Source organism: Halomonas sp. BLK-85 (assembly GCF_044792155.1).
Taxonomy (GTDB): Bacteria; Pseudomonadota; Gammaproteobacteria; order Pseudomonadales; family Halomonadaceae; genus Vreelandella.
Genome location: NZ_CP087731.1, coordinates 370,976 through 391,281, shown reverse-complemented (window position 1 = coordinate 391,281; position 20,306 = coordinate 370,976). Strand labels below are relative to the sequence as shown.

Here is a 20,306-nt window from a genome sequence, read left to right as displayed (position 1 = left end):
ACGCCCGCACCGTTCAGAACGGGCGGGCGTTTTAATGTAAGGGCCTGACGTGGTCAGGCCCAGCTATCGATAACGCTGGTTTAAAGCGACAGCACCTTGTCTCCGCGGGCAATTCCGGACACACCGGTACGCGCCACCTCCAGAATACCGACCGGCGCCATGGCCTGCAGAAACGCATCCAGCTTGACGGCATCACCGGTAATCTGAACCGTGTAAAGATTAGGGGTGACATCCACCACCTGGGCACGAAAGATGTCTGCCGTACGTTTGACCTCATCGCGGGCAGCGCCGATAGCCTTGACCTTGACCAGCATCAGCTCTCGCTCGATGTGGTTACCTTCAGTCAGGTCAACCAGCTTCACCACATCAATCAACTTATTGAGATGCTTGGTGATCTGCTCGATCACCCGGTCATCACCCACTGTTGTGACCGTCAGGCGCGACAGCGAAGGGTCTTCCGTCGGGGCAACATTCAGCGTTTCAATGTTGAAGTTACGCTGAGAGAACAGGCCGACCACACGCGACAGAGCACCCGGTTCGTTCTCCATCAGAATCGAGATGATATGACGCATCAGGTACGCTCCGTTTTAGACAGTAACATGTCACGCATGGAACCCAGCGGAACCTGCATTGGATAGACGTGCTCATGGGGGTCAACCATGACATCCAGGAACACCAGTTCGTGTTTGTCGGCGAAGGTACGTTCCAGCGCTTCATCCAACTCGTCCAGAGTTCTGACGGTAATGGCGGTAAAGCCATAGGCCTCAATCAGCAGGTGGAAATCAGGCAATGATTCCATATAGGAATTGGCGTGACGGGACTTGTAGTTCAGGTCCTGCCACTGGCGCACCATTCCCAAGGAAGCATTGTTGATGTTAACAATCTTCACCCCGATGCCGTACTGCTTACAGGTCGACAGCTCCTGCATCATCATCTGGAAGCTACCTTCCCCGGTCACGCATACCACATCATCGTCCGGGTAGCTCTGCTTGATACCCATGGCCGCCGGGAAACCAAAGCCCATGGTACCCAGACCACCCGAGGTAATCAGGCGGTTGGGCTTCTCGAACTTGTAGTACTGGGCAGCAAACATCTGGTGCTGGCCGACATCCGTGGTCACAAAGGCTTCACCACGGGTCACACGGCACAGCGCTTCAACGACTTCCTGCGGCTTGAGCACTTCACCCGGTTTGGAAGGCTCATAAAGCTTGCCTTCTCGCTCGGCACGCCAATCATTGATCTGCTGCCACCAGGCGCTAACCGCTTCCGGATTGGCAATTTCCTTACCCTGAACCAGGCTGATCATCTCGTTGATGACGCTTGAGGCCGGGCCAACAATAGGCACATCCGCACGCACCGTCTTGGACACCGAACTGGGATCCACATCGACATGGATGATCTTGGCCGTCGGGCAGAACTTCGACGTGTTATTGGTCACACGGTCATCAAAGCGCGCTCCGATCGCCACAATCAGGTCGGCGTGATGCATGGCCATATTGGATTCATAGGAGCCATGCATACCCAACCAGCCCAGGCACTGATCGTCGCCCTGCGGGAAGGCACCAATGCCCATCAGGGTGGTGGTAATCGGATAGCCCAACTGTTTGACCAGACTGGTCAAGCCTTCGCTGGCCTTGCCTGTGACCACGCCACCGCCGGTGTAAAAAACCGGACGCTTGGCCTTGAGGATCATGTCCACGGCTTTCTTGATCTGGCCGGTATGACCGCGGGTCATCGGATTGTAGGAGCGCATCTTGACCTTTTTCGGGTAGACGTACTCATAACGTTCGGTGGGCGCGGTCATATCCTTGGGAATATCAATCACGACCGGCCCCGGGCGACCCGTGGCTGCCAGATGGAAGGCCTTTTTAATGACTTCGGGAATTTCCGAAGGGTGCCTGATCGCAAAGCTATGCTTCACGATCGGGCGCGTCACACCGATGATGTCAGTTTCCTGAAAAGCATCATCACCAATCAGGTGGCTCATGACCTGTCCGCAAAGCACCACCATGGGAATCGAATCCATGTAGGCGGTCGCGATACCGGTCACCGCATTGGTAGCACCCGGGCCTGACGTCACCAGCACTACGCCGGGTTTTCCTGCTGCGCGCGCATAACCGTCAGCGGCATGGGTTGCCGCCTGCTCATGGCGTACCAGGATATGTTTGACTTTGTCCTGACGGAACAGCGCATCATAAATATGCAACGCTGCGCCCCCGGGATAACCATAGATATATTCAACGCCCTCATCCTGCAAGGAACGGGCGATCATGTCTGCGCCGGAAAGCAATTCCACTGTGTATCTCCCCTAGAGGTCTCGAGTGCCATCAACAGGCCCATGCCTGCCGTGTCGAGTGCGGCGATATGCCGCTGCCGGTTACGCCGGCACCTGATGCCAAACCCTGGCAATAAGACCCGGTTAGGGTCTGCACTCTCATCGCAGCAGGTCGCTGCGTCGGGGCATTGGCCAGGTTGAGCGGTTAGCTCAAACCCGGAAGTCCTTCGGCGGGTAAAGGCTAAAGCCTACCCTTCACGCGGGGATTGGGGGTTGCCCGTTGATGCCGCGTCCGCAAATCAGGAACCCACAAGATTCTATCAGCACATCCTGACTGTCAACCTGTAAACCCGACTCTTTACTGACTCTGCAACCAAAGAACCGCTATGCATGCATGACACCCCCACAAAAAACCCCGCCTGACCATGGTCAGGCGGGGTTATTATCATTCACGTTCAGGCATAGCCCGGCAAAGGAACGCTGTGTTACTCGGTGCTGAACGCCAGTTCACCCTCTTCAGCACTAACGCGAATCACACTGCCCGGTGCAAACTTGCCAGCCAGTAGTGACTGCGCCAGCGGATTCTCGATTCGGCTCTGGATCGCGCGCTTGAGCGGCCGCGCCCCGAACACCGGATCAAAGCCCACCACGGCAAGCTGTGCCAGGGCTTCATCGCTGAGTTCCAGACGCAGGTCGTGCTCGGCCAGACGATCCTGCAGACGCTCAAGCTGGATGCCGGCGATGGCCTGAATCTGCGCTTGACCCAGGGCATGGAAGACCACGACCTCATCGATACGGTTGATCAATTCAGGCCGGAAATGGTTGCCCACCACCTCCATGACAGCGTTTTTCATTGCCTCATAGTCACTGTCCTTGTCAGCACTCACATCACCGCCCATGCGCTGAATGATGTCCGAGCCCATATTCGAGGTCATGACGATCACCGTATTGCGGAAATCCACTGTCCGCCCCTGCCCATCGGTCAGACGACCATCTTCCAGCACCTGCAACAGGATGTTGAACACATCCGGGTGAGCTTTCTCGACTTCATCGAGCAACAGGACAGAATACGGCTTGCGGCGCACCGCTTCGGTCAGGTAACCGCCTTCTTCATAGCCGACGTAGCCCGGCGGGGCACCGATCAGGCGAGCCACGGAGTGTTTCTCCATGAACTCGGACATATCGATACGTACCATGGCTTCTTCGGTATCAAACAGGAAGTTGGCCAAGGACTTGCAAAGCTCCGTCTTACCCACACCGGTCGGGCCAAGGAACAGGAAGGAACCGTTGGGCCGGTTCGGATCAGACAGCCCTGCCCGGGAACGGCGCACCGCGTTGGCGACTGCCTCGACGGCTTCATCCTGACCGATGACGCGCTCATGCAAGGCCTCTTCCATGCGCAGCAGTTTATCGCGCTCACCTTCAAGCATCTTGTTGACCGGAATACCTGTCCAGCGCGAGACCACTTCGGCAATCTCTTCCTCGGTCACATTGGAGCGCAACAGCTGATGGCTGGCCGTATCCGTCGCTTCCCCCTCATTGCTTTCGGCAATCTTTTTCTCCAGCTCGGGAATCTTGCCGTACTGGATTTCCGACATCCGGCCCAGATCGCCCTGACGTCGTGCCTGTTCAAGGTCAATACGCGCCTGTTCCAGCTCGGCCTTGAACTGGGCGGCCCCCTGAATACTGGCTTTTTCTGCTTTCCAGATTTCATCCAGATCGGCGTATTCCCGTTCCAGCTCATGAATATGCTGATCCAGAGCCTCAAGACGTTTTTTCGAGGCATCGTCAGTTTCTTTCTTGAGCGCCTCACGCTCCATCTTGAGCTGGATCAGACGGCGATCAAGGCGATCCATTTCTTCCGGCTTGGAATCCAGCTCCATACGAATCCGCGAGGCCGCTTCATCAATCAGGTCAATGGCCTTGTCCGGCAGCTGGCGATCCGTAATGTAACGTGTCGACAGTTTGGCAGCGGCAATGATCGCCGAATCAGTGATATCCACTCCGTGGTGAACCTCATAGCGTTCCTTGAGGCCGCGCAGAATTGCCACCGTATCTTCTTCACTGGGTTCGTCGACCATCACCTTCTGGAAGCGGCGCTCAAGGGCCGCGTCTTTTTCAATGTATTGGCGATATTCGTCCAGCGTCGTCGCGCCCACGCAGTGCAACTCGCCCCGCGCCAGCGCAGGTTTAAGCATATTGCCCGCATCCATGGCGCCTTCAGCCTTACCAGCGCCCACCATGGTATGCAGCTCATCAATAAACAGGATGACCCGCCCTTCTTCCTGGGAAAGCTCCTTGAGTACCGCCTTCAAACGCTCCTCAAATTCACCGCGAAACTTGGCACCGGCCAGCAGCGAGCCCATATCCAGGGATAGCACGCGTTTGTCCTTGAGCCCTTCCGGCACTTCGCCGTTGACAATACGCTGGGCCAGCCCCTCAACAATGGCCGTCTTACCCACACCTGGCTCACCAATCAGCACCGGGTTATTCTTGGTGCGGCGTTGCAATACCTGCACAGTGCGACGTATTTCATCATCGCGGCCAATCACTGGGTCCAGTTTGCCGTCCAGTGCATGCTGGGTCAGATCCAGCGTGTATTTGTTCAAAGCCTCGCGCTGGTCTTCAGCATTAGGGTCGTCAACCGAATCACCACCGCGTAGTTGGTCGATGGCAGTTGTCAGGCTCTTACGCGTCAGCCCTGCGTCTTTCAGCAGCTTGGCCAGCGCCTGGTTCATCTCCAGGGCTGCCAACAGCACCAGCTCAGAGGCAATGAACTGATCGCCCCGCTGCTGGGCTTCGCGGTCAGTGAGGTTGAACAGCTTGATCAGCTCACGCGATGGTTGCACTTCGCCATCGAACTGGCTGACCTTGGGCAGGTCATCCAGCTGATGAGTGAGGCCGTCCCGCAAACGGGCAGCATCGCCACCCGCTTTCTGTACCAACGCCTTCAGGCCGGTGTCGCGATTGTCCAACAGAGTGAACAGCAGGTGGGCGGGTTCCAGCTGATTATGCCCACGGCCCACGGCCAGGGATTGAGCATCAGCAATGGCATTTTGTAACTTGGCGGTAAATTTATCGAATCGCATCATATTCCTCCCGGGATGGCGATGCCTTAGGACGCATCGCTTGACCCTTTTGTCTTGACTTGAGAGAGGAAATGGTGCTTGGCGGGAATATTTTCAAGTCGCCCTGGCAATATTTGTTAACGCAGCCAGATCACACTGGCCATGCGGCCGGTGCGTCCTTCATCGCGACGATGGGAGTAAAAACGTGACTCACAGGCTGTGCAGAAGTGCCCGCCACTAAAGTTACTCACCCCGAGCGCCTCCAGTCGCAGTCGTGCCAGTTTATAAAGATCTGCCATGCGGTGACCCATGCGGTAGGGGCTATGATCAAAGGCTTCCTCCGCCTCAGGCTGGACAGCCACAAAGGCATCATAGACCTCAGGCCCCACTTCAAACTGAGCCGTGGAAATGGCTGGCCCCAACCAGACCAGAAGCTCATCGGCAGGCGTATTCATCGCCGCCACTGTGGCTTCCAACACACCGCCGGCCAGGCCTCGCCACCCGGCATGGGCGATAGCGACACGGGTTCCCGCGCGGTCGCAGAACATCACCGGCAGGCAGTCAGCGGTCAGCACCACACAGGCATAATCCTGCTTGGTCGCCAGGGCCGCATCCGCGTTTGGCGGTGACGCCTGAAAATCCTGCTGCACCCAGGCGCCATGGGTCTGGTTGAGCCACAGCAAGGGGCGGTCATCGCCGATTTCCTTGCGTAGCAATCGACGACAAAGCGCCACATGATCCGGGTTGTCTCCGACGTGGTCGGCAGGATTGAACGCCGCGAAGTCTCCCTGACTTGGCCCTGTCTCACGGGTCGTCACGAAGGCGCCCACGTTGGCAGGCGCCGGCCAGTCCGGCATGATCAGGGAAGGGCGCAGGTCAATGGCATCGCTCATGCAGGCTCCTTAACGCATGGTGGCGTGATCTTCACGCAGGTAGTCCAGCAGCATCAGTAAATCATCCGGCAACGCTGCGCGAAAGCTCATGGCGTCACCCGAACGCGGGTGGATAAAGCTCAGTTTGCGCGCATGCAGCGCCTGGCGAGGAAACTCACGCAGAATATCTTTGAGTGCCTCGGCGGCCCCGGGGGGTAACTTGGGGCGACCGCCATAGAGCGGGTCACCGATCAGAGGGTAGCGGGCATGGGCCATGTGCACACGAATCTGATGGGTGCGCCCGGTTTCCAGCTGGCAGCGCACATGGGTGTGGGCACGAAAACGCTCAACCACACGATAATGGGTCACCGCTGGCTTGCCGGAAGCCGTCACCGCCTGACGCTTGCGGTCCTTGGGGTGACGCCCAATGGGGGCATCCACAGTAGCGCCGGAAACCGGCGTGCCAATCACCACCGCATCATATTGGCGCGATACCGAGCGCGCTTGCAGCTGCTCGACAAGGTGGGCCTGGGCCGGCAGGTTCTTGGCCACCATCATCAGGCCGGTAGTATCCTTATCCAGGCGGTGCACGATTCCGGCACGCGGCACCTGCCCAAGCGACGATTCATGATGCAGCAGCGCATTCAGCAGGGTGCCGTCAGGATTGCCTGCTGCCGGATGAACGACCCTACCGGCAGGCTTGTTAAGCACCAGGACATCGTCATCTTCGAACACAATGTCCAGTGGAATATCCTGCGCCTCAAAGCGACCTTCTTCCTCAAGCACAGCGCTCAGACTTAACACTTCTTCACCATGCAGACGGGTTTTAGGCTTTACCTTATGGCCATCAACGGTGAGATCTCCCGCATTGATCCATGCTTTCAGGCGCTCGCGTGAATAATCACTGAACAGCTCAGCGGCCGCTTGGTCTAAACGGCTGCCAGCAAGCGAGGCTGGCACCGGCAAGGAGGCTTCAACAGTGCGGGACATAACGGTTCCTTTCTTGTCACCTGCTGCGCATTGCGCTTTACGCCTGCGTTTTTTGCCAAGGTGATTTATAGTGGGGCAACGAAAATCTATTCTACCATGGCCGCTTGCGCTTTTTGGCGTCAACGGCCTGATTGTCACGAGGATAACCATGCGCGTTTTTTCTGCCGCTACCCGATTCGCAGCGCTCGCGCTCAGCCTGGCCTTTCTGGCAGGCTGTGCCAGCAATGATACTGCAGAAGAAGAAGGTCAATATGATGCGCTCGCGGAACGTGAGCTGTATGAAAGCGCTCGGGATGCACTGGACCGTAATATATTGCCTACCGCGATTGAGCGCCTGGAAGCGCTGGACACCCGCTTCCCGTTTGGTGTCCATGCCGAGCAGGCTCAGATCGAGCTTATCTACGCCTATTACGAAAATAGCAACTGGGAAGAAGCCCGCGCGGCCGCCAGCCGCTTTATCCGCCTGCACCCGGATCACCCCGACGTCGATTACGCCTATTACATTCGCGGGCTGTCGGCCTGGCAGGCCGGCCGTTTCAGCCTGGAACGCCTGCGCCTGATTGATATCTCCAAACGCGATGTGGGCGCCACCCGCGATGCCTACAACGATTTCCGCGAGCTGATCCAGCGCTACCCGAATAGCGAATACGCCGCCGATGCCCAGCAGCGCATTCTCTACCTCCGTGAACTGCTTGCCCGCCACGAACTGCATGTCGCCGATTACTACCTGCGCCGTGGGGCCTATGTGGCTGCGGTTGAGCGTGGCCGCTGGGTAGTGGAGAACTATCCGTCCTCCAATGCCTCTGAAGACGCTCTGGCCGCCATGATTGAGGGATACATGGGTCTGGGAATGGATGACCGTGTTGAGGAAGTGCTGGAGGTATTGCGTAACAACAACCCTGACCATGCCCAGCTTGACGGCAATCGCTTTTCCCCCAAGCATCTTTGATGTCGGCAATAACTGAGTCACGTCAATAGAAACAAAAGCGCCCTTCAGTAAGGGCGCTTTTTGGTTGTCACTAACTGTATGGCTTATTCCCCCGGCTGCCAGCCGTTGACGATGGGGTAGCGACGGTCGCGCCCGAAGCCTCTGGGCGTTACCCGCACGCCAACCGGTGCCTGGCGACGCTTGTACTCGCAGCGGTCTACCAGTTTGACGACCTGGTATACAGCCTCGCGTGCAAAGCCGGCGTCGATAATCGCTTCGGCACTCATATCCCCTTCGATATAGCGCATCAGAATGGCATCCAGGGTGTCGTAATCCGGCAAGGAGTCGCTGTCCTGCTGATCCGGGGCCAACTCCGCGCTGGGTGGGCGTTCGATCACCCGTTCGGGCACGGCCAGCGATTCCTGGTTACGCCAGCGCGCCAGGCGGTAGACCCAGGTTTTATAGACATCCTTGAGCGCGTTATATCCGCCCACCATGTCGCCGTAGAGAGTGGCGTAACCGACGGCCATTTCACTCTTGTTGCCGGTGGTCAGCACCATCAGGCCTTTCTTGTTGGAAATCGCCATCAAGAGCACACCCCGGCAGCGGGACTGCAGGTTTTCCTCGGTGGTGTCCTGGTCAGTACCCGCGAAGCTTTCGGCCAGGGTGCCCATAAAGGCCTCCACCATAGGCTCGATCGGCATGATCTCATAATGGACACCGAGTAACTCGGCCTGTTCGGCAGCATCCTGACGAGAGATATCCGCCGTGTAGTGATAGGGCATCATCACCGCCTGTACACGCTGCGGGCCAAGGGCATCCACGGCAATCGCCAGCGTCAGGGCGGAATCAATGCCACCTGACAACCCTATCACCACCCCCTTGAAGCCGCTCTTGTTGACATAGTCACGTACCCCGGTGACCAGCGCACAGTAGAGGCTCTCTTCTGCTGTCGAACTCTCTTCCCTCTCCCCGGGTTGCGGCACCCATTGATCAGCGCTTTGCTGAAGGAATTGCACGGGCATCAGACCGGCCTGCCAATAAGGCGCCAGCACCCTGAGCTGGCCGCTGGCATCAACACAGCCCGAACCACCGTCAAAGACCAGCTCATCTTGGCCACCAACGGTATTGACGTAGACAATCGGACGCTGCGCCTCGACCGCTCGCTGCTCCAGCAAACGCAGACGTTCGTCTGGCTTGTCCTGATGATAAGGTGAAGCGTTCAGCGTGATCAGCACTTCAGCCCCGGCCGCACAAGCTGCTTTCACCGGTGTGCCTTCCCACAGGTCTTCACAAATCAGGAGCCCAAGCCTGGCGCCCTTATGCTCGTATACCAGAGCTTCATGACCCGGGGCAAAGTAGCGTTGCTCATCAAAGACCTGATAATTGGGCAGCGCCTGCTTGGCATATTCAGCTTCCCATTGACCGTTATACAGTAAGCCTGCCAGATTATAGCGAGCCCCTTCGCGGACGCCGGGATAACCGATAATCACCAGAACGTCGCGCGACACTTTTTCAGCCATCAATGCCCGAGCCTCGCGCAGACGTGTCTCCATTGAAGGCCGTAATAACAGATCCTCCGGTGGATAACCGGACAAAAACAGCTCGGGAAAGACCACGATATCCGCGCCATGTTCTATACGCGCCTCGCGCACAGCTTCAATTGCACGCGCCGCATTACCGGGAATATCGCCTACCAGGGGGTCAAGTTGGGCCATGACCAGCGTTAAGTCTTGCATGGGCGTTTAAATCTCTTGAGAATCGTTAAATCACAGGGGCGCTTGTTGTGCCTATTGTCACGCAAGCACCACCGTGTGGCAAAGGTAGCGCCAACATTGAGGAGCCACACAGGATGAATCTCTTGATCATTCGCTTGATTATTTTTGCCGTGCTGTTTTTTGCCGGCCTGAAACTTTACGGCATGTACCGACAATGGAAACTTGACCAGGAAACGCTGGATCATCAGCCTGATCGCAGTGATGGCGGCCAGATGGTGCGCTGTAAATGGTGTGACGTGCACGTGCCGGAAGACGAAGCACTTCGCGATCAGCAGCATTGGTTCTGTTCAGGGGCGCACCGTGACCGCTTCCTGCAAGAGCAACGTGACCTGAATACCTCAACGCCGCCCGAGGACACCTCGCACGATGACAAACACTGATCGCTGGTGACGCGCCTGGTTATTACGATTTCACTTAATTAAGAAATATCTTACAAAGATGCCGGCATCGGCTGACAGCGCAACGCCCCCCGACCTCTAGTCTGAAGTAAAGGATTATCGGAGGTGCAGACGCTGTCTGCCGAGGATTCGAGTATGCAGCCCGTTTCACAAGGGTTCACTCTGCTGGAAGTGCTGGTGGTCGCTGCCCTGGTCAGTGTGTTGACGCTGCTCAGCTTGCCCGGTTTTTCTGCCTTCAGTGAGCGTAATGCACGCACGGCAGCAATTAACCATCTCTACAGCACGCTAGCCTTTGCCCGCCAACTGGCCATCAGTGAGCAAACCAGCGTCAGCGTCTGTGCGACCAATCAGTCCCGCAATGTCTGCCTGAACGGCTGGCATGGTGACATACTGGTAATAATGGGCGATCAACATCGTAGTGTTGAACAGGACGACATCGTGCGAATCGTGCCCGCCCTACCCTCAACCAGAATCCGCTATACCCGGGAAGCACATCGCAAAGCGGTCAAGTTTAACCCTCTGGGGTTCAGCAAGGGATATAACGGCCGCTTTCACATCTGTCCCACCGGGGCCGAGACCGGCAACACCCTGGTACTTAGCCAATACGGCAGGCTGCGCCTGGATGACCAGGCGCATGACTGCCTTTAAACGTCCATGTCTGTCACCCTCAACCCAGGCCATCAAGATAGCGTTCAGCATCCAGCGCCGCCATGCAGCCAGTACCTGCCGAGGTAATCGCCTGACGGTAGACATGGTCCATGACATCGCCACTGGCGAACACACCCGGCACGCTGGTCGCCGTGGCATTGCCGTCAAGGCCTGAATTAACCTTGATGTAGCCGCCATTCATGGCCAGCTGACCTTCAAAAATGCCGGTATTCGGGCTATGACCGATGGCAACAAACAGGCCAGGCGCATGAATTTCCTTGGTTGAGCCATCCTGGGTGGATTTAACGCGCACGCCGGTGACACCCGTGTTGTCGCCTAACACTTCGTCAACTTCATAGAACCACTCTACAGCCATGTTGCCTGACGCTACCTTCTCGAACAGCTTGTCCTGCAGGATCTTTTCGGCACGCAGGCTATCACGGCGGTGAACCAGAGTGACCTTGGAGGCAATATTGGCAAGATACAGGGCTTCTTCTACCGCTGTGTTTCCCCCGCCGACAACGACGACTTCCTGGTTACGATAAAAGAACCCATCACAGGTGGCACAGGCGGAAACCCCCTGCCCCATGAATTTCTGCTCCGATTCCAGACCCAGATAACGCGCACTCGCCCCAGTGGCAATAATCAGGGCATCACAGGTGTATACACCATTGTCGCCCTTGAGCGTGAACGGCTTTTCGCCTAACGTGACCTCATGAATATGGTCAAACAACACCTCGGTATTAAAGCGCTCGGCGTGCTGTTTCATGCGTTCCATCAGTTCAGGCCCCTGCACACCTTCAGCATCACCCGGCCAGTTATCAACATCCGTGGTCGTCGTCAGCTGCCCCCCCGCCTGCATCCCGGTAATCAACAGTGGCTTGAGGTTAGCACGCGCCGCATAAACGGCGGCTGTGTACCCTGCCGGGCCGGAGCCAAGAATAATCAAGCGTTCATGACGCGTTTGCATACAGTTACCTTTTAGTTTCAACAGTGATCATGCTAGGAACGAGACGGGCAGTCTGCCTGAGACACAACTGAACGCCAACGGCTGCGAGGCAAAATCTCCTGAAATAACCGGACGTTCTCTTGAAAGCGCCAAGGGACATCCTCACAACCCATTTGTATCTATGCTATTAATATAAGGATAAGGATGACGTAATAACGCTATGCTACCTCACTTATAGCCAGCCCAATCTATTATACAACCCTGTTTGAGGTACCGACGAAAGGCACAGATCGCCGCACTGCAAAACAGTCCAGAGCCGAACCGTTGAATGAGAAGGAGCCCATAATGAGCAAGATTCCCGAAACGCTACAAGCGCTTGACGTTGATTCTCATACGTATCATTACCATAGCCTCTCCCTTGCCGCTGATGCACTAGGTAACATCGACCGCTTGCCCAAGACCCTCAAGATTCTTCTCGAAAACCAGCTACGTAACGCAGACGATGAAAGCGTTTCCTCGGAAGATATGCAAGCCCTGGTGGACTGGCAGCAGGAAGGTAAATCCAGCCGTGAAATCGGTTACCGCCCGGCCCGTGTATTGATGCAGGATTTTACCGGCGTGCCTGGCGTGGTTGACCTTGCCTCCATGCGAGCAGCCGTCGAGAAACTGGGCGAGGACCCGGCCTGTATCAATCCGCTATCGCCGGTTGACCTGGTCATTGACCACTCGGTCATGGTCGACAAGTTCGGTAATCCTACCGCCTTCCAGGACAACGTTGATATCGAGATGCAACGTAACCGCGAACGTTACGAATTTCTGCGCTGGGGCCAGAAGGCTTTCGATAATTTCAGCGTTGTTCCCCCCGGCACAGGTATCTGCCACCAGGTCAACCTGGAATACCTGGGCAAGACTGTCTGGACCAAGGACGTCGACGGCGCCACCCTGGCCTACCCCGATACCCTTGTCGGCACAGACTCACACACCACCATGATCAATGGTCTGGGTGTGCTGGGCTGGGGGGTTGGCGGTATTGAAGCTGAAGCAGCCATGCTCGGCCAGCCGGTATCGATGCTGATTCCCGAAGTGATTGGCTTCAAGCTGACCGGCAAGCTGCGCGAAGGCATCACCGCCACTGACCTGGTACTCACAGTCACCGAGATGCTGCGTAAAAAAGGCGTGGTCGGCAAGTTTGTGGAGTTCTACGGTGACGGCCTCAAGGACCTTCCGCTGGCTGACCGTGCGACCATTGCCAACATGGCACCCGAATATGGCGCTACCTGTGGTTTTTTCCCGGTGGATGACGAAACGCTCAACTACCTGCGCCTGACCGGCCGCGAAGACGCCCAGGTGGCGCTGGTGGAAGCCTACAGCAAGGCTCAGGGGCTTTGGCGCGAGCCCGGTGACGAGCCCATTTTCACCGACACCCTGCATCTGGACATGAACGAGGTTGAAGCCAGCCTAGCCGGGCCTAAACGCCCACAGGACAGGGTCGAACTGAAAAACATGCCGGCAGCCTTTGCCAAGGTAATGGAAGATGACGGCAAGACAGAAGAGCCGCAGACAGTTGGCAAGCTGGCCTCAGAAGGTGGCCAGACAGCCGTCGGAGTTGACCGCAGCTACGAACACTCGGACAGCCAGGCCGTTTCCTTCAAGGGTCAGGATTTCAAACTTGACCCAGGCGCTGTGGTGATTGCGGCCATCACCTCCTGCACCAACACCTCCAACCCCAGCGTGATGATGGCGGCGGGGCTTCTGGCGCGCAAGGCGCTCGAGAAGGGCCTGGTCACCCAGCCCTGGGTAAAAACGTCATTGGCGCCTGGCTCCAAGGTGGTGACCGACTACCTGGAAGCAGCCAACCTCAGCGATGATCTCAATGCCCTCGGCTTTAATCTGGTCGGCTATGGCTGCACCACCTGTATCGGTAACTCCGGCCCACTGCCAGAGGAAATTGAAAAGGCCGTCTCTGATGGCGATCTGACCGTTGCCTCGGTGCTGTCAGGTAACCGTAACTTCGAAGGTCGGGTACATCCGCTGGTCAAGACCAACTGGCTGGCATCACCGCCCCTGGTAGTGGCGTATGCGCTGGCGGGTAACGTCCAGTGTGACCTGACCCATGACCCACTCGGCAACGATAAGCAGGGCAACCCGGTATACCTGAAGGATATCTGGCCGAGCCAGGCCGAAATTGCGGCTGCCGTCGAGAAAGTCAATACGGCCATGTTCCGCAAGGAGTACGGCGCAGTCTTTGAAGGCGATGACACCTGGAAGGCTATCAAGGTCTCGGAGAGCAAGGTTTACCAGTGGCCCGCTTCCACCTATATCCAGCACCCGCCTTTCTTTGAGGGTATGGGCCGCGAACCGGATGCCATTGAGGACGTCAAGGACGCTCGCGTCCTGGCCGTTCTGGGGGATTCTGTGACCACAGACCATATATCCCCTGCTGGTGCTATCAAACCGGATAGTCCCGCAGGACGCTACCTGCAGGAAAATGGCGTCGAGCCGGTAGACTTCAACTCCTACGGTTCACGGCGGGGGAATCATGAAGTCATGATGCGTGGCACCTTTGCCAACGTGCGGATCCAAAATGAGATGCTGGATGGCGTCGTGGGTGGTGAAACACGCCACGTCCCCAGTGGCGAACAGATGGCCATTTATGATGCCGCCATGAAGTATCAGGATGCCGGCACGCCGCTGGTGGTGATTGCTGGCAAGGAATATGGCACCGGCTCTTCTCGCGACTGGGCAGCCAAGGGGACACGCCTGCTCGGCGTTCGCGCGGTCATCGCTGAATCCTTTGAGCGCATTCACCGTTCCAACCTGATCGGCATGGGCGTGGTTCCGCTGCAGTTCCCGGAAGGTGAAAGCCGGAAAACGCTCGGCCTGACCGGCGACGAAGAAATTTCCATTGCCGGCTTGAGCGACCTTAGCCCGGGCGGCAGTGTCAAGGTGATCATCAAAAACGCTGAAGGAGAGCGTAGCGTTGACGCCAAGTGTCGTATTGATACCCTAAATGAGCTGGCGTACTACCGCCATGGTGGTATCCTTCATTACGTGTTGCGCAAGATGATTGGCGCAGCCTGATAGGGAAACCAACCAATGCTCGCCTCGCCCCCACACCTGTGGGGGCTTTTTTGTATATAGCAACAACAAAAATCAGTAAGCACGACGCCGATAGGCGCGATATTCGGGCAGCCAGCAGCTGCGCTCAATCGCCGCACGCAGCTCGGTACCCCCGGTTTTCAACGCAACGCCATTCTGCTGGGCCTGAGCAGCCACTTCAAAGGCAATGGACTTGCTGATATCACTGATTCGCGACAACGGAGGGAGCAAAGCCCCTTTACCGTCTTTCACCAGGGGCGCTTCTCGGGCCAGCGCACGTGAGGCACTCATCAGCATGTCATCGGTGACGCGGCTGGCTTTGGCGGCCACGACCCCCAGGCCAATGCCCGGGAAAATGTAAGCATTGTTGCATTGTGCAATCGGATAACTGCGGCCATTGTGAACCACGGGCGCAAATGGGCTACCGGTTGCCACCAGCGCCTGACCGTCCGTCCAGCGGATGACATCCTCCGGCACCGCTTCGGCCTGAGAGGTCGGGTTGGAGAGTGGCATGATGACCGGATTTTCGCAGTGGGCGTGCATGGTGCGCACCACCTGTTCGGTAAAGATGCCCTGCTGACCGCACACACCGATCAGTACCGTCGGTTTGACGCGCGCCACGGTTTCTTCCAGCCCTTGCCCGGTCCATTCCGCCACCATGGCCGCATCATGTGCCAGGCGGCGCTGGAAATCACGCTGCCACGCCTGGTCATTGGTCATCAAACCTTCGCGGTCAATCATGTAGATACGCCCGCGGGCCTCGGATTCACTCAAACCTTCCGCCATCATGGCGACGACTACCTGTTCAGCAATCCCGCAGCCAGCCGAGCCGCCGCCCACAAACACCACGCGTTGCTTGGCAATGGTTTCCTGACGTGCCTGACAGGCCGCCATCAGGGTGCCCACCACCACAGAAGCCGTTCCTTGGACATCATCGTTAAAGCAGCACAGCTCGTCCCTGTAACGCTCCAGCAAGGGGACGGCATTTGCCTGGGCAAAATCCTCGAACTGCAGCAGTACGTTTGGCCAACGACGTTTCACGGCGCTGATAAACTCTGCCATGAAGGCATCGTATTCCTCCTGACTGACCCGCGGATGACGCCACCCCATATACATGGGATTATCCAGCAACGACTGGTTATTAGTGCCTACATCCAGCATGATCGGCAGCGTATAGGCCGGGCTGACCCCCCCACAGGCGGTATACAGTGCCAGCTTGCCGATAGGAATGCCCATCCCCCCAATGCCCTGATCCCCCAGGCCAAGAATCCGCTCGCCGTCTGTCACCACGATGACCTTGACGTTATCCTTGGTGGCGCTGCGCAGAATATCGTCCATATGCTCACGGTCCGGATAGCCAATAAACAAGCCGCGGTGATTACGATAGATATTCGAGAATTCCTGACACGCCTTACCCACGGTGGGGGTGTAAATGATGGGCAGCATTTCCTCCAGATGCTCGGATACCAACCTGAAATACAGGGTTTCATTATCATCCTGTATCGCACGAAGGTGAATATGCCGCTCCAGATCACTGTTGCACTGCCGGTACTGGCGATACGCGCGAGCCAGTTGCTCATCAATGGTCTCTACTTTCTGCGGCAGCAGACCAATCAGATTGAACGACAGGCGCTCTTCGTGACTGAAGGCACTGCCCTTGTTGAGCAGGGGCATTTCCAGCAGGGACGGACCGGCGTAAGGAATATACAGGGGGCGTTTGTTAGACGTCGTCATAGGCTTTCTCGCTATCTTCACTTGGCAAGCTTGTTTGTAGCTTTGTCGTTATGGCGTTATTGACACAATATGGAAACCATAAAATGTTGTGCAATGCAGTAAAATCCGCCACTTACTGCGATTTGACGCTAATGTAACATGCTTCCATGGCAAAAGTAGGACATGGACCCGCATTCGCGTTTGAATGCACTCAGGGCGCACATCAACGAGAATTCGAGATGCAACCCGAAGAAGTGAAAACCTTGCATGCCATAGGAAGGGGTCATTCACGGGGGCAATGGCCAGGCGAGCGTTATCCCACCAAGGGAGAGAAAAGGGGTAAGGCACATTATCTGCTAAACTTAATGTAAATTATTATTTCGGTGAGATCTATGGCGCACCGGGCTTCTGTTCGCCCCCCACAGGCTGCTTTGATTACCCGGCGCCAGTTGCTGACAGCAATGGGAGTGATGGCTGCCGCTGGTGCGATAGGTTACTTGCCTACGACCGCGGATGCCTTCAACCCCCAGCGCCTGCGCGACAGCATGGAGCGCCTTTACGGGTCCAGTGGTTTACAGGTTCTGGAAGAATGGTTTGCGCTGCTTGACCGTTTGCGGGAGGCGGACGTGGCTACCCAGCTGCGCGATGTGAATGGCTTTTTCAACCGGCGCGTCTTATGGCGGGATGATATCCAGATCTGGGGGCAGGAGGATTACTGGGCCACGCCTCTGGAAACGATGGGCAAGGGCGAAGGGGATTGTGAAGACTACTCGATAGCCAAGTACATCACGCTGAAAGAACTGGGTGTGCCTGGCGACAAACTGCGCATGATCTATGTCCGCGCACGGATTGGTCGTTCACAGACCACTCAGGCGCACATGGTATTGGGGTTTTATCAGACATCGGCCTCGGAGCCGCTGATTCTGGACAACCTGGTGGCTTCGATTCAACCCGCCTCACAACGCGATGACCTGGATCCTGTCTTCAGTTTTAACAGCAATGGCCTCTGGGCAGGCGGCAGCGACAGCTCCCGGGCCGACCCCATGGCGCGGCTTTCCCGTTGGCGAAGCGTGGTTTCGCGCATGCAGGAGCAGGGGTTTATATGAAAACGAGGGCAGGCTGCGCGCCCACGCCGCCGACCCGTTCAGACGGCACAACAGCTACCCGCGACCATCATTTATAGGCCAGATGTCATGAAGAGGATTTTCCCATGTCGTTAATTAAACAACTCTGGCTCACCGTGATTGCCATTCTCTTGCTGGCGTTTATAGGCAGCCTGACGATCAGTATGACCAGCAGCCGTCACTACATTGAACAGGAAGTGCAGATCAAGAACGCGGATAACGCCAACGCGCTGGCACTTTCAATGAGCCAGCTGGAGAAGGATGAAGTCAGCATGGAATTGCTGGTAGCTGCCCAGTTTGATACCGGCCACTACCGCCGGATTGAGTTGCGCTCACCGGAGGGTGACATCCTGCATCTGCGTGAGGCCAGGGAATATATCGACGATGTACCTCAATGGTTCGTCAAGCTGGTCAGCTTTGATGTGTCGCCCGGCCAGGCCGTGGTTCAGGATGGCTGGAACCAGTACGGCACCCTGACACTGGAAAGCCAGCACAGCTTTGCCTATCGCACCCTGTGGCGTAGCAGCCTGGAGATGGCCGGCTGGTTTGCGCTGGCCGGCGTGATCAGCTTTCTGCTGGCCTGGTGGATTGTGCGTACCATCCGCAAACCGCTGGTCGATGTCATCCAGCAGGCCAAAAGCATCAGCGCCCGGCGCTTTACCACCACGGAAGAGCCCTACACTCTGGAACTCCGCCAGGTGGTGCGCGCAATGAACACCCTCTCTGGCGCGGTGCATGAGATGCTCAAAGAGGAAACCAGCAAGCTGGACAATCTGCGCCGACGCCTGCAGGAAGACCCCACCACCCAGGCACTGACTCGGGAATCCTTGCTCGAACGTCTCAAACGCAACCTGGAAAGCGATTCCCATCGCGCCAGTGGCGCGCTGGCCCTGGTCCGCGTCGAACGGCTTGCCGAACTTAACGAAGCCCTCAGGCGTCGCGAGGTAGACTCCCTACTCACCTCCCTCGTTCAACACTTGCATGAGGTAGGCGAACACTACGGTGATGCCAATGTTGGGCGCCTGAACGGCAGTGATTTCATGCTGATCGTTCCATCCGCGACTGATCTCGACAGTGTCGCCCAGGCGCTGGACTCCCACCTGGAAAGCCTCAAAGCAAGCATTGACGGTGATGTTTCCCTGGCCTCTGTGCTGGTGGACTATCAGGAAGACGATACCCTGTCACAGCGCCTTGCCGCCTTGGACAGCGCCCTGGCGACCGCCGAAGCCGGAGCAGGCAGACAGACCATGACGGCTCAGGGCGGCCAACGGCACACGCTCTGCACCACTCAGGAAGAGTGGCGTGAAGCCATAGATCAAGCAATTGCCCAGGGAGTACAGCTGGCCGCCTACCCGGTACGAGACCGTCAAGGAGGCCTGATTCACTTCGAGGCACCGTCACGTTTATATATTCAGGGCAGTTGGCGCAATGCCGGCCTCTTCATGCCCTGGGTGCATCGTTTGCAACGCGATGACGCGCTGGATATGGTCGTGCTGGAGGCTGCATTAACCCATATCAACCAACATCACCAACCTATCGGCATCAATATGTCAGCGCGCTCCCTGCGCGATGTGCATTTCATCAAACACCTCACCCAGCGGCTTCGCGACGCGGAGAAAACCACGCCATGGCTATGGATGGAACTGCCCGAGCATGTGGCCATTCATGACCTGGCCAGTTTCCGTCTGCTGTGTCGTGAACTTCAGCCGCTGGGGATCAAAATCGGGCTTGAGCATGTGGGCAGTGAGTTCAACAAGCTTGCCGACCTGCACGACCTGGGCCTGAGTTTTCTCAAGTTTGATGCCTCTCTGGTCAGCGGTGTGGATAAGTCGACCGACCAGCAAACCATTTTGCGCGGCATGGCCACCCTGGCCCACTCACTTGGCATTCTGGCGATTGCTGAAGGCGTGAAACATGAAGCTGAAGCCGAAGCGCTGTTTGACCTCGGCCTGGACGGCATTACCGGCCCGGGGGTGGAGTAAACCCTAACGCCGATTATGACACCATTGTGACGCCTGTCTTTTTGGCGGGCGTAGGTGTTCAGCTCGTCTAGATCACATCACTGTTATCATCATCCATCAGGCCAACATCGTTCACCCGCTTACGTAACGTCTGGCGGTCCAACAGTTTTTCCTGAGCTTTTTCCGGCAGGTCCGTAAAACGCAGAATCCCCTTGTCCATCAACAGAGTAATCACGTCTTCGAGTACCCGCACAAACTCCATATCGGATTCACGCAACTTGGCCGCCTCATCCTCAGCCGCAAAAAATGCCACCAGCTCCGCCGAGCCCGGCATCAGGTATTCCTTGCAGTCAGGCGTTGGCTCCTTGCACACCTGGGCAATGTTGCCCTCTTCATCACGTTTTACATACATCCCAAGGCTCCTAGAAACATTTATTCATTATCTTAAAGGCTTTGATGGCACAACGCTGCCTGTTCTTTGGGTGAAGAATAAAAAGCCCCGC

At 56.9% G+C, this 20,306-nt stretch carries 15 protein-coding genes; 6 read left to right on the top strand and 9 right to left on the bottom strand.

All coding sequences use genetic code 11. The features are described 5' to 3' along the window. Positions 1 to 80 precede the first annotated feature (80 nt). The 5 genes from ilvN to rluD form a co-directional block, all read right to left on the bottom strand. Positions 81 to 572 (bottom strand): acetolactate synthase small subunit, encoded by a 492-nt coding sequence (ilvN, locus tag LL947_RS01725; RefSeq protein WP_290823121.1) that lies wholly within the window; start codon positions 570 to 572, stop codon positions 81 to 83. Further along, positions 572 to 2,296 (bottom strand): acetolactate synthase 3 large subunit, encoded by a 1,725-nt coding sequence (locus LL947_RS01720; RefSeq protein WP_290823122.1) that lies wholly within the window; start codon positions 2,294 to 2,296, stop codon positions 572 to 574. The genes ilvN and LL947_RS01720 overlap by 1 nt, the downstream gene beginning before the upstream one ends. 464 nt (positions 2,297 to 2,760) lie before the next feature. Next, on the bottom strand, positions 2,761 to 5,364 hold the full coding sequence (gene clpB, locus LL947_RS01715; protein ID WP_290823123.1) for an ATP-dependent chaperone ClpB: 2,604 nt from the start codon (positions 5,362 to 5,364) through the stop codon (positions 2,761 to 2,763). A gap of 116 nt (positions 5,365 to 5,480) precedes the next feature. Then, a complete protein-coding gene (gene pgeF, locus LL947_RS01710; protein WP_499833755.1) occupies positions 5,481 to 6,236 on the bottom strand; it encodes a peptidoglycan editing factor PgeF in 756 nt (251 codons plus the stop codon). A gap of 9 nt (positions 6,237 to 6,245) precedes the next feature. Continuing rightward, entirely contained in the window at positions 6,246 to 7,205 is a 960-nt protein-coding gene (gene rluD, locus LL947_RS01705; protein ID WP_499833754.1) for a 23S rRNA pseudouridine(1911/1915/1917) synthase RluD, read from the bottom strand. A gap of 148 nt (positions 7,206 to 7,353) precedes the next feature. On the opposite strand from rluD, the gene LL947_RS01700 reads away from it, so the two are divergent. Further along, positions 7,354 to 8,154, top strand: coding sequence for an outer membrane protein assembly factor BamD (locus tag LL947_RS01700; protein WP_290823126.1), 801 nt, complete (start codon positions 7,354 to 7,356; stop codon positions 8,152 to 8,154). Positions 8,155 to 8,237: 83 nt separating this feature from the next. Here LL947_RS01700 and LL947_RS01695 read toward each other — a convergent pair whose 3' ends face one another. Further along, positions 8,238 to 9,872 (bottom strand): NAD+ synthase, encoded by a 1,635-nt coding sequence (locus LL947_RS01695; RefSeq protein ID WP_290823127.1) that lies wholly within the window; start codon positions 9,870 to 9,872, stop codon positions 8,238 to 8,240. A gap of 113 nt (positions 9,873 to 9,985) precedes the next feature. Here LL947_RS01695 and LL947_RS01690 point away from each other — a divergent pair, with 113 nt between their 5' ends. Both LL947_RS01690 and LL947_RS01685 read left to right on the top strand, forming a co-directional pair. Then, a complete protein-coding gene (locus LL947_RS01690) occupies positions 9,986 to 10,291 on the top strand; it encodes a PP0621 family protein (RefSeq protein WP_404415673.1) in 306 nt (101 codons plus the stop codon). 153 nt (positions 10,292 to 10,444) lie between these two features. After that, positions 10,445 to 10,957, top strand: a complete 513-nt coding sequence (locus LL947_RS01685) for a GspH/FimT family pseudopilin (RefSeq protein ID WP_499833753.1) — start codon at positions 10,445 to 10,447, stop codon at positions 10,955 to 10,957. A gap of 19 nt (positions 10,958 to 10,976) precedes the next feature. On the opposite strand, the gene trxB is transcribed toward LL947_RS01685, so the two are convergent. Next, positions 10,977 to 11,927: a thioredoxin-disulfide reductase gene (trxB, locus tag LL947_RS01680; RefSeq protein WP_290823130.1), complete on the bottom strand. Its 951-nt coding sequence runs from the start codon at positions 11,925 to 11,927 to the stop codon at positions 10,977 to 10,979. Positions 11,928 to 12,251: 324 nt separating this feature from the next. Between trxB and acnA the strand changes: the two genes are divergently transcribed. Then, entirely contained in the window at positions 12,252 to 14,987 is a 2,736-nt protein-coding gene (acnA, locus tag LL947_RS01675) for an aconitate hydratase AcnA (RefSeq protein ID WP_499833752.1), read from the top strand. 72 nt (positions 14,988 to 15,059) lie between these two features. Here acnA and LL947_RS01670 read toward each other — a convergent pair whose 3' ends face one another. Next, positions 15,060 to 16,739 (bottom strand): NAD-dependent malic enzyme, encoded by a 1,680-nt coding sequence (locus tag LL947_RS01670; RefSeq protein ID WP_499833751.1) that lies wholly within the window; start codon positions 16,737 to 16,739, stop codon positions 15,060 to 15,062. Positions 16,740 to 17,110: 371 nt separating this feature from the next. Here LL947_RS01670 and LL947_RS01665 point away from each other — a divergent pair, with 371 nt between their 5' ends. Together LL947_RS01665 and LL947_RS01660 are read left to right on the top strand one after the other, a co-directional pair. Beyond that, complete coding sequence (locus LL947_RS01665) at positions 17,111 to 17,824, top strand: transglutaminase-like cysteine peptidase (RefSeq protein ID WP_499833750.1); 714 nt, start codon at positions 17,111 to 17,113, stop codon at positions 17,822 to 17,824. Positions 17,825 to 17,928: 104 nt separating this feature from the next. Beyond that, positions 17,929 to 19,824, top strand: a complete 1,896-nt coding sequence (locus LL947_RS01660; protein ID WP_499833749.1) for an EAL domain-containing protein — start codon at positions 17,929 to 17,931, stop codon at positions 19,822 to 19,824. Between the two features lie 67 nt (positions 19,825 to 19,891). Here the strand turns inward: LL947_RS01660 and LL947_RS01655 are convergent, their stop codons facing one another. Next, positions 19,892 to 20,215: a tryptophan synthase subunit beta like protein gene (locus tag LL947_RS01655; RefSeq protein WP_499833748.1), complete on the bottom strand. Its 324-nt coding sequence runs from the start codon at positions 20,213 to 20,215 to the stop codon at positions 19,892 to 19,894. Positions 20,216 to 20,306 lie beyond the last annotated feature (91 nt).

Coding starts and splice junctions, on each gene's coding strand:
- ilvN (WP_290823121.1), bottom strand. CDS start 572: ATGCGTCATATCATCTCGATTCTGATGGAGAACGAACCGGGTGCTCTG.
- LL947_RS01685 (WP_499833753.1), top strand. CDS start 10,445: ATGCAGCCCGTTTCACAAGGGTTCACTCTGCTGGAAGTGCTGGTGGTC.
- acnA (WP_499833752.1), top strand. CDS start 12,252: ATGAGCAAGATTCCCGAAACGCTACAAGCGCTTGACGTTGATTCTCAT.
- rluD (WP_499833754.1), bottom strand. CDS start 7,205: ATGTCCCGCACTGTTGAAGCCTCCTTGCCGGTGCCAGCCTCGCTTGCT.
- pgeF (WP_499833755.1), bottom strand. CDS start 6,236: ATGAGCGATGCCATTGACCTGCGCCCTTCCCTGATCATGCCGGACTGG.
- LL947_RS01665 (WP_499833750.1), top strand. CDS start 17,111: ATGGCGCACCGGGCTTCTGTTCGCCCCCCACAGGCTGCTTTGATTACC.
- LL947_RS01700 (WP_290823126.1), top strand. CDS start 7,354: ATGCGCGTTTTTTCTGCCGCTACCCGATTCGCAGCGCTCGCGCTCAGC.
- LL947_RS01695 (WP_290823127.1), bottom strand. CDS start 9,872: ATGCAAGACTTAACGCTGGTCATGGCCCAACTTGACCCCCTGGTAGGC.
- LL947_RS01690 (WP_404415673.1), top strand. CDS start 9,986: ATGAATCTCTTGATCATTCGCTTGATTATTTTTGCCGTGCTGTTTTTT.
- LL947_RS01670 (WP_499833751.1), bottom strand. CDS start 16,739: ATGACGACGTCTAACAAACGCCCCCTGTATATTCCTTACGCCGGTCCG.
- LL947_RS01655 (WP_499833748.1), bottom strand. CDS start 20,215: ATGTATGTAAAACGTGATGAAGAGGGCAACATTGCCCAGGTGTGCAAG.
- LL947_RS01660 (WP_499833749.1), top strand. CDS start 17,929: ATGTCGTTAATTAAACAACTCTGGCTCACCGTGATTGCCATTCTCTTG.
- clpB (WP_290823123.1), bottom strand. CDS start 5,364: ATGCGATTCGATAAATTTACCGCCAAGTTACAAAATGCCATTGCTGAT.
- trxB (WP_290823130.1), bottom strand. CDS start 11,927: ATGCAAACGCGTCATGAACGCTTGATTATTCTTGGCTCCGGCCCGGCA.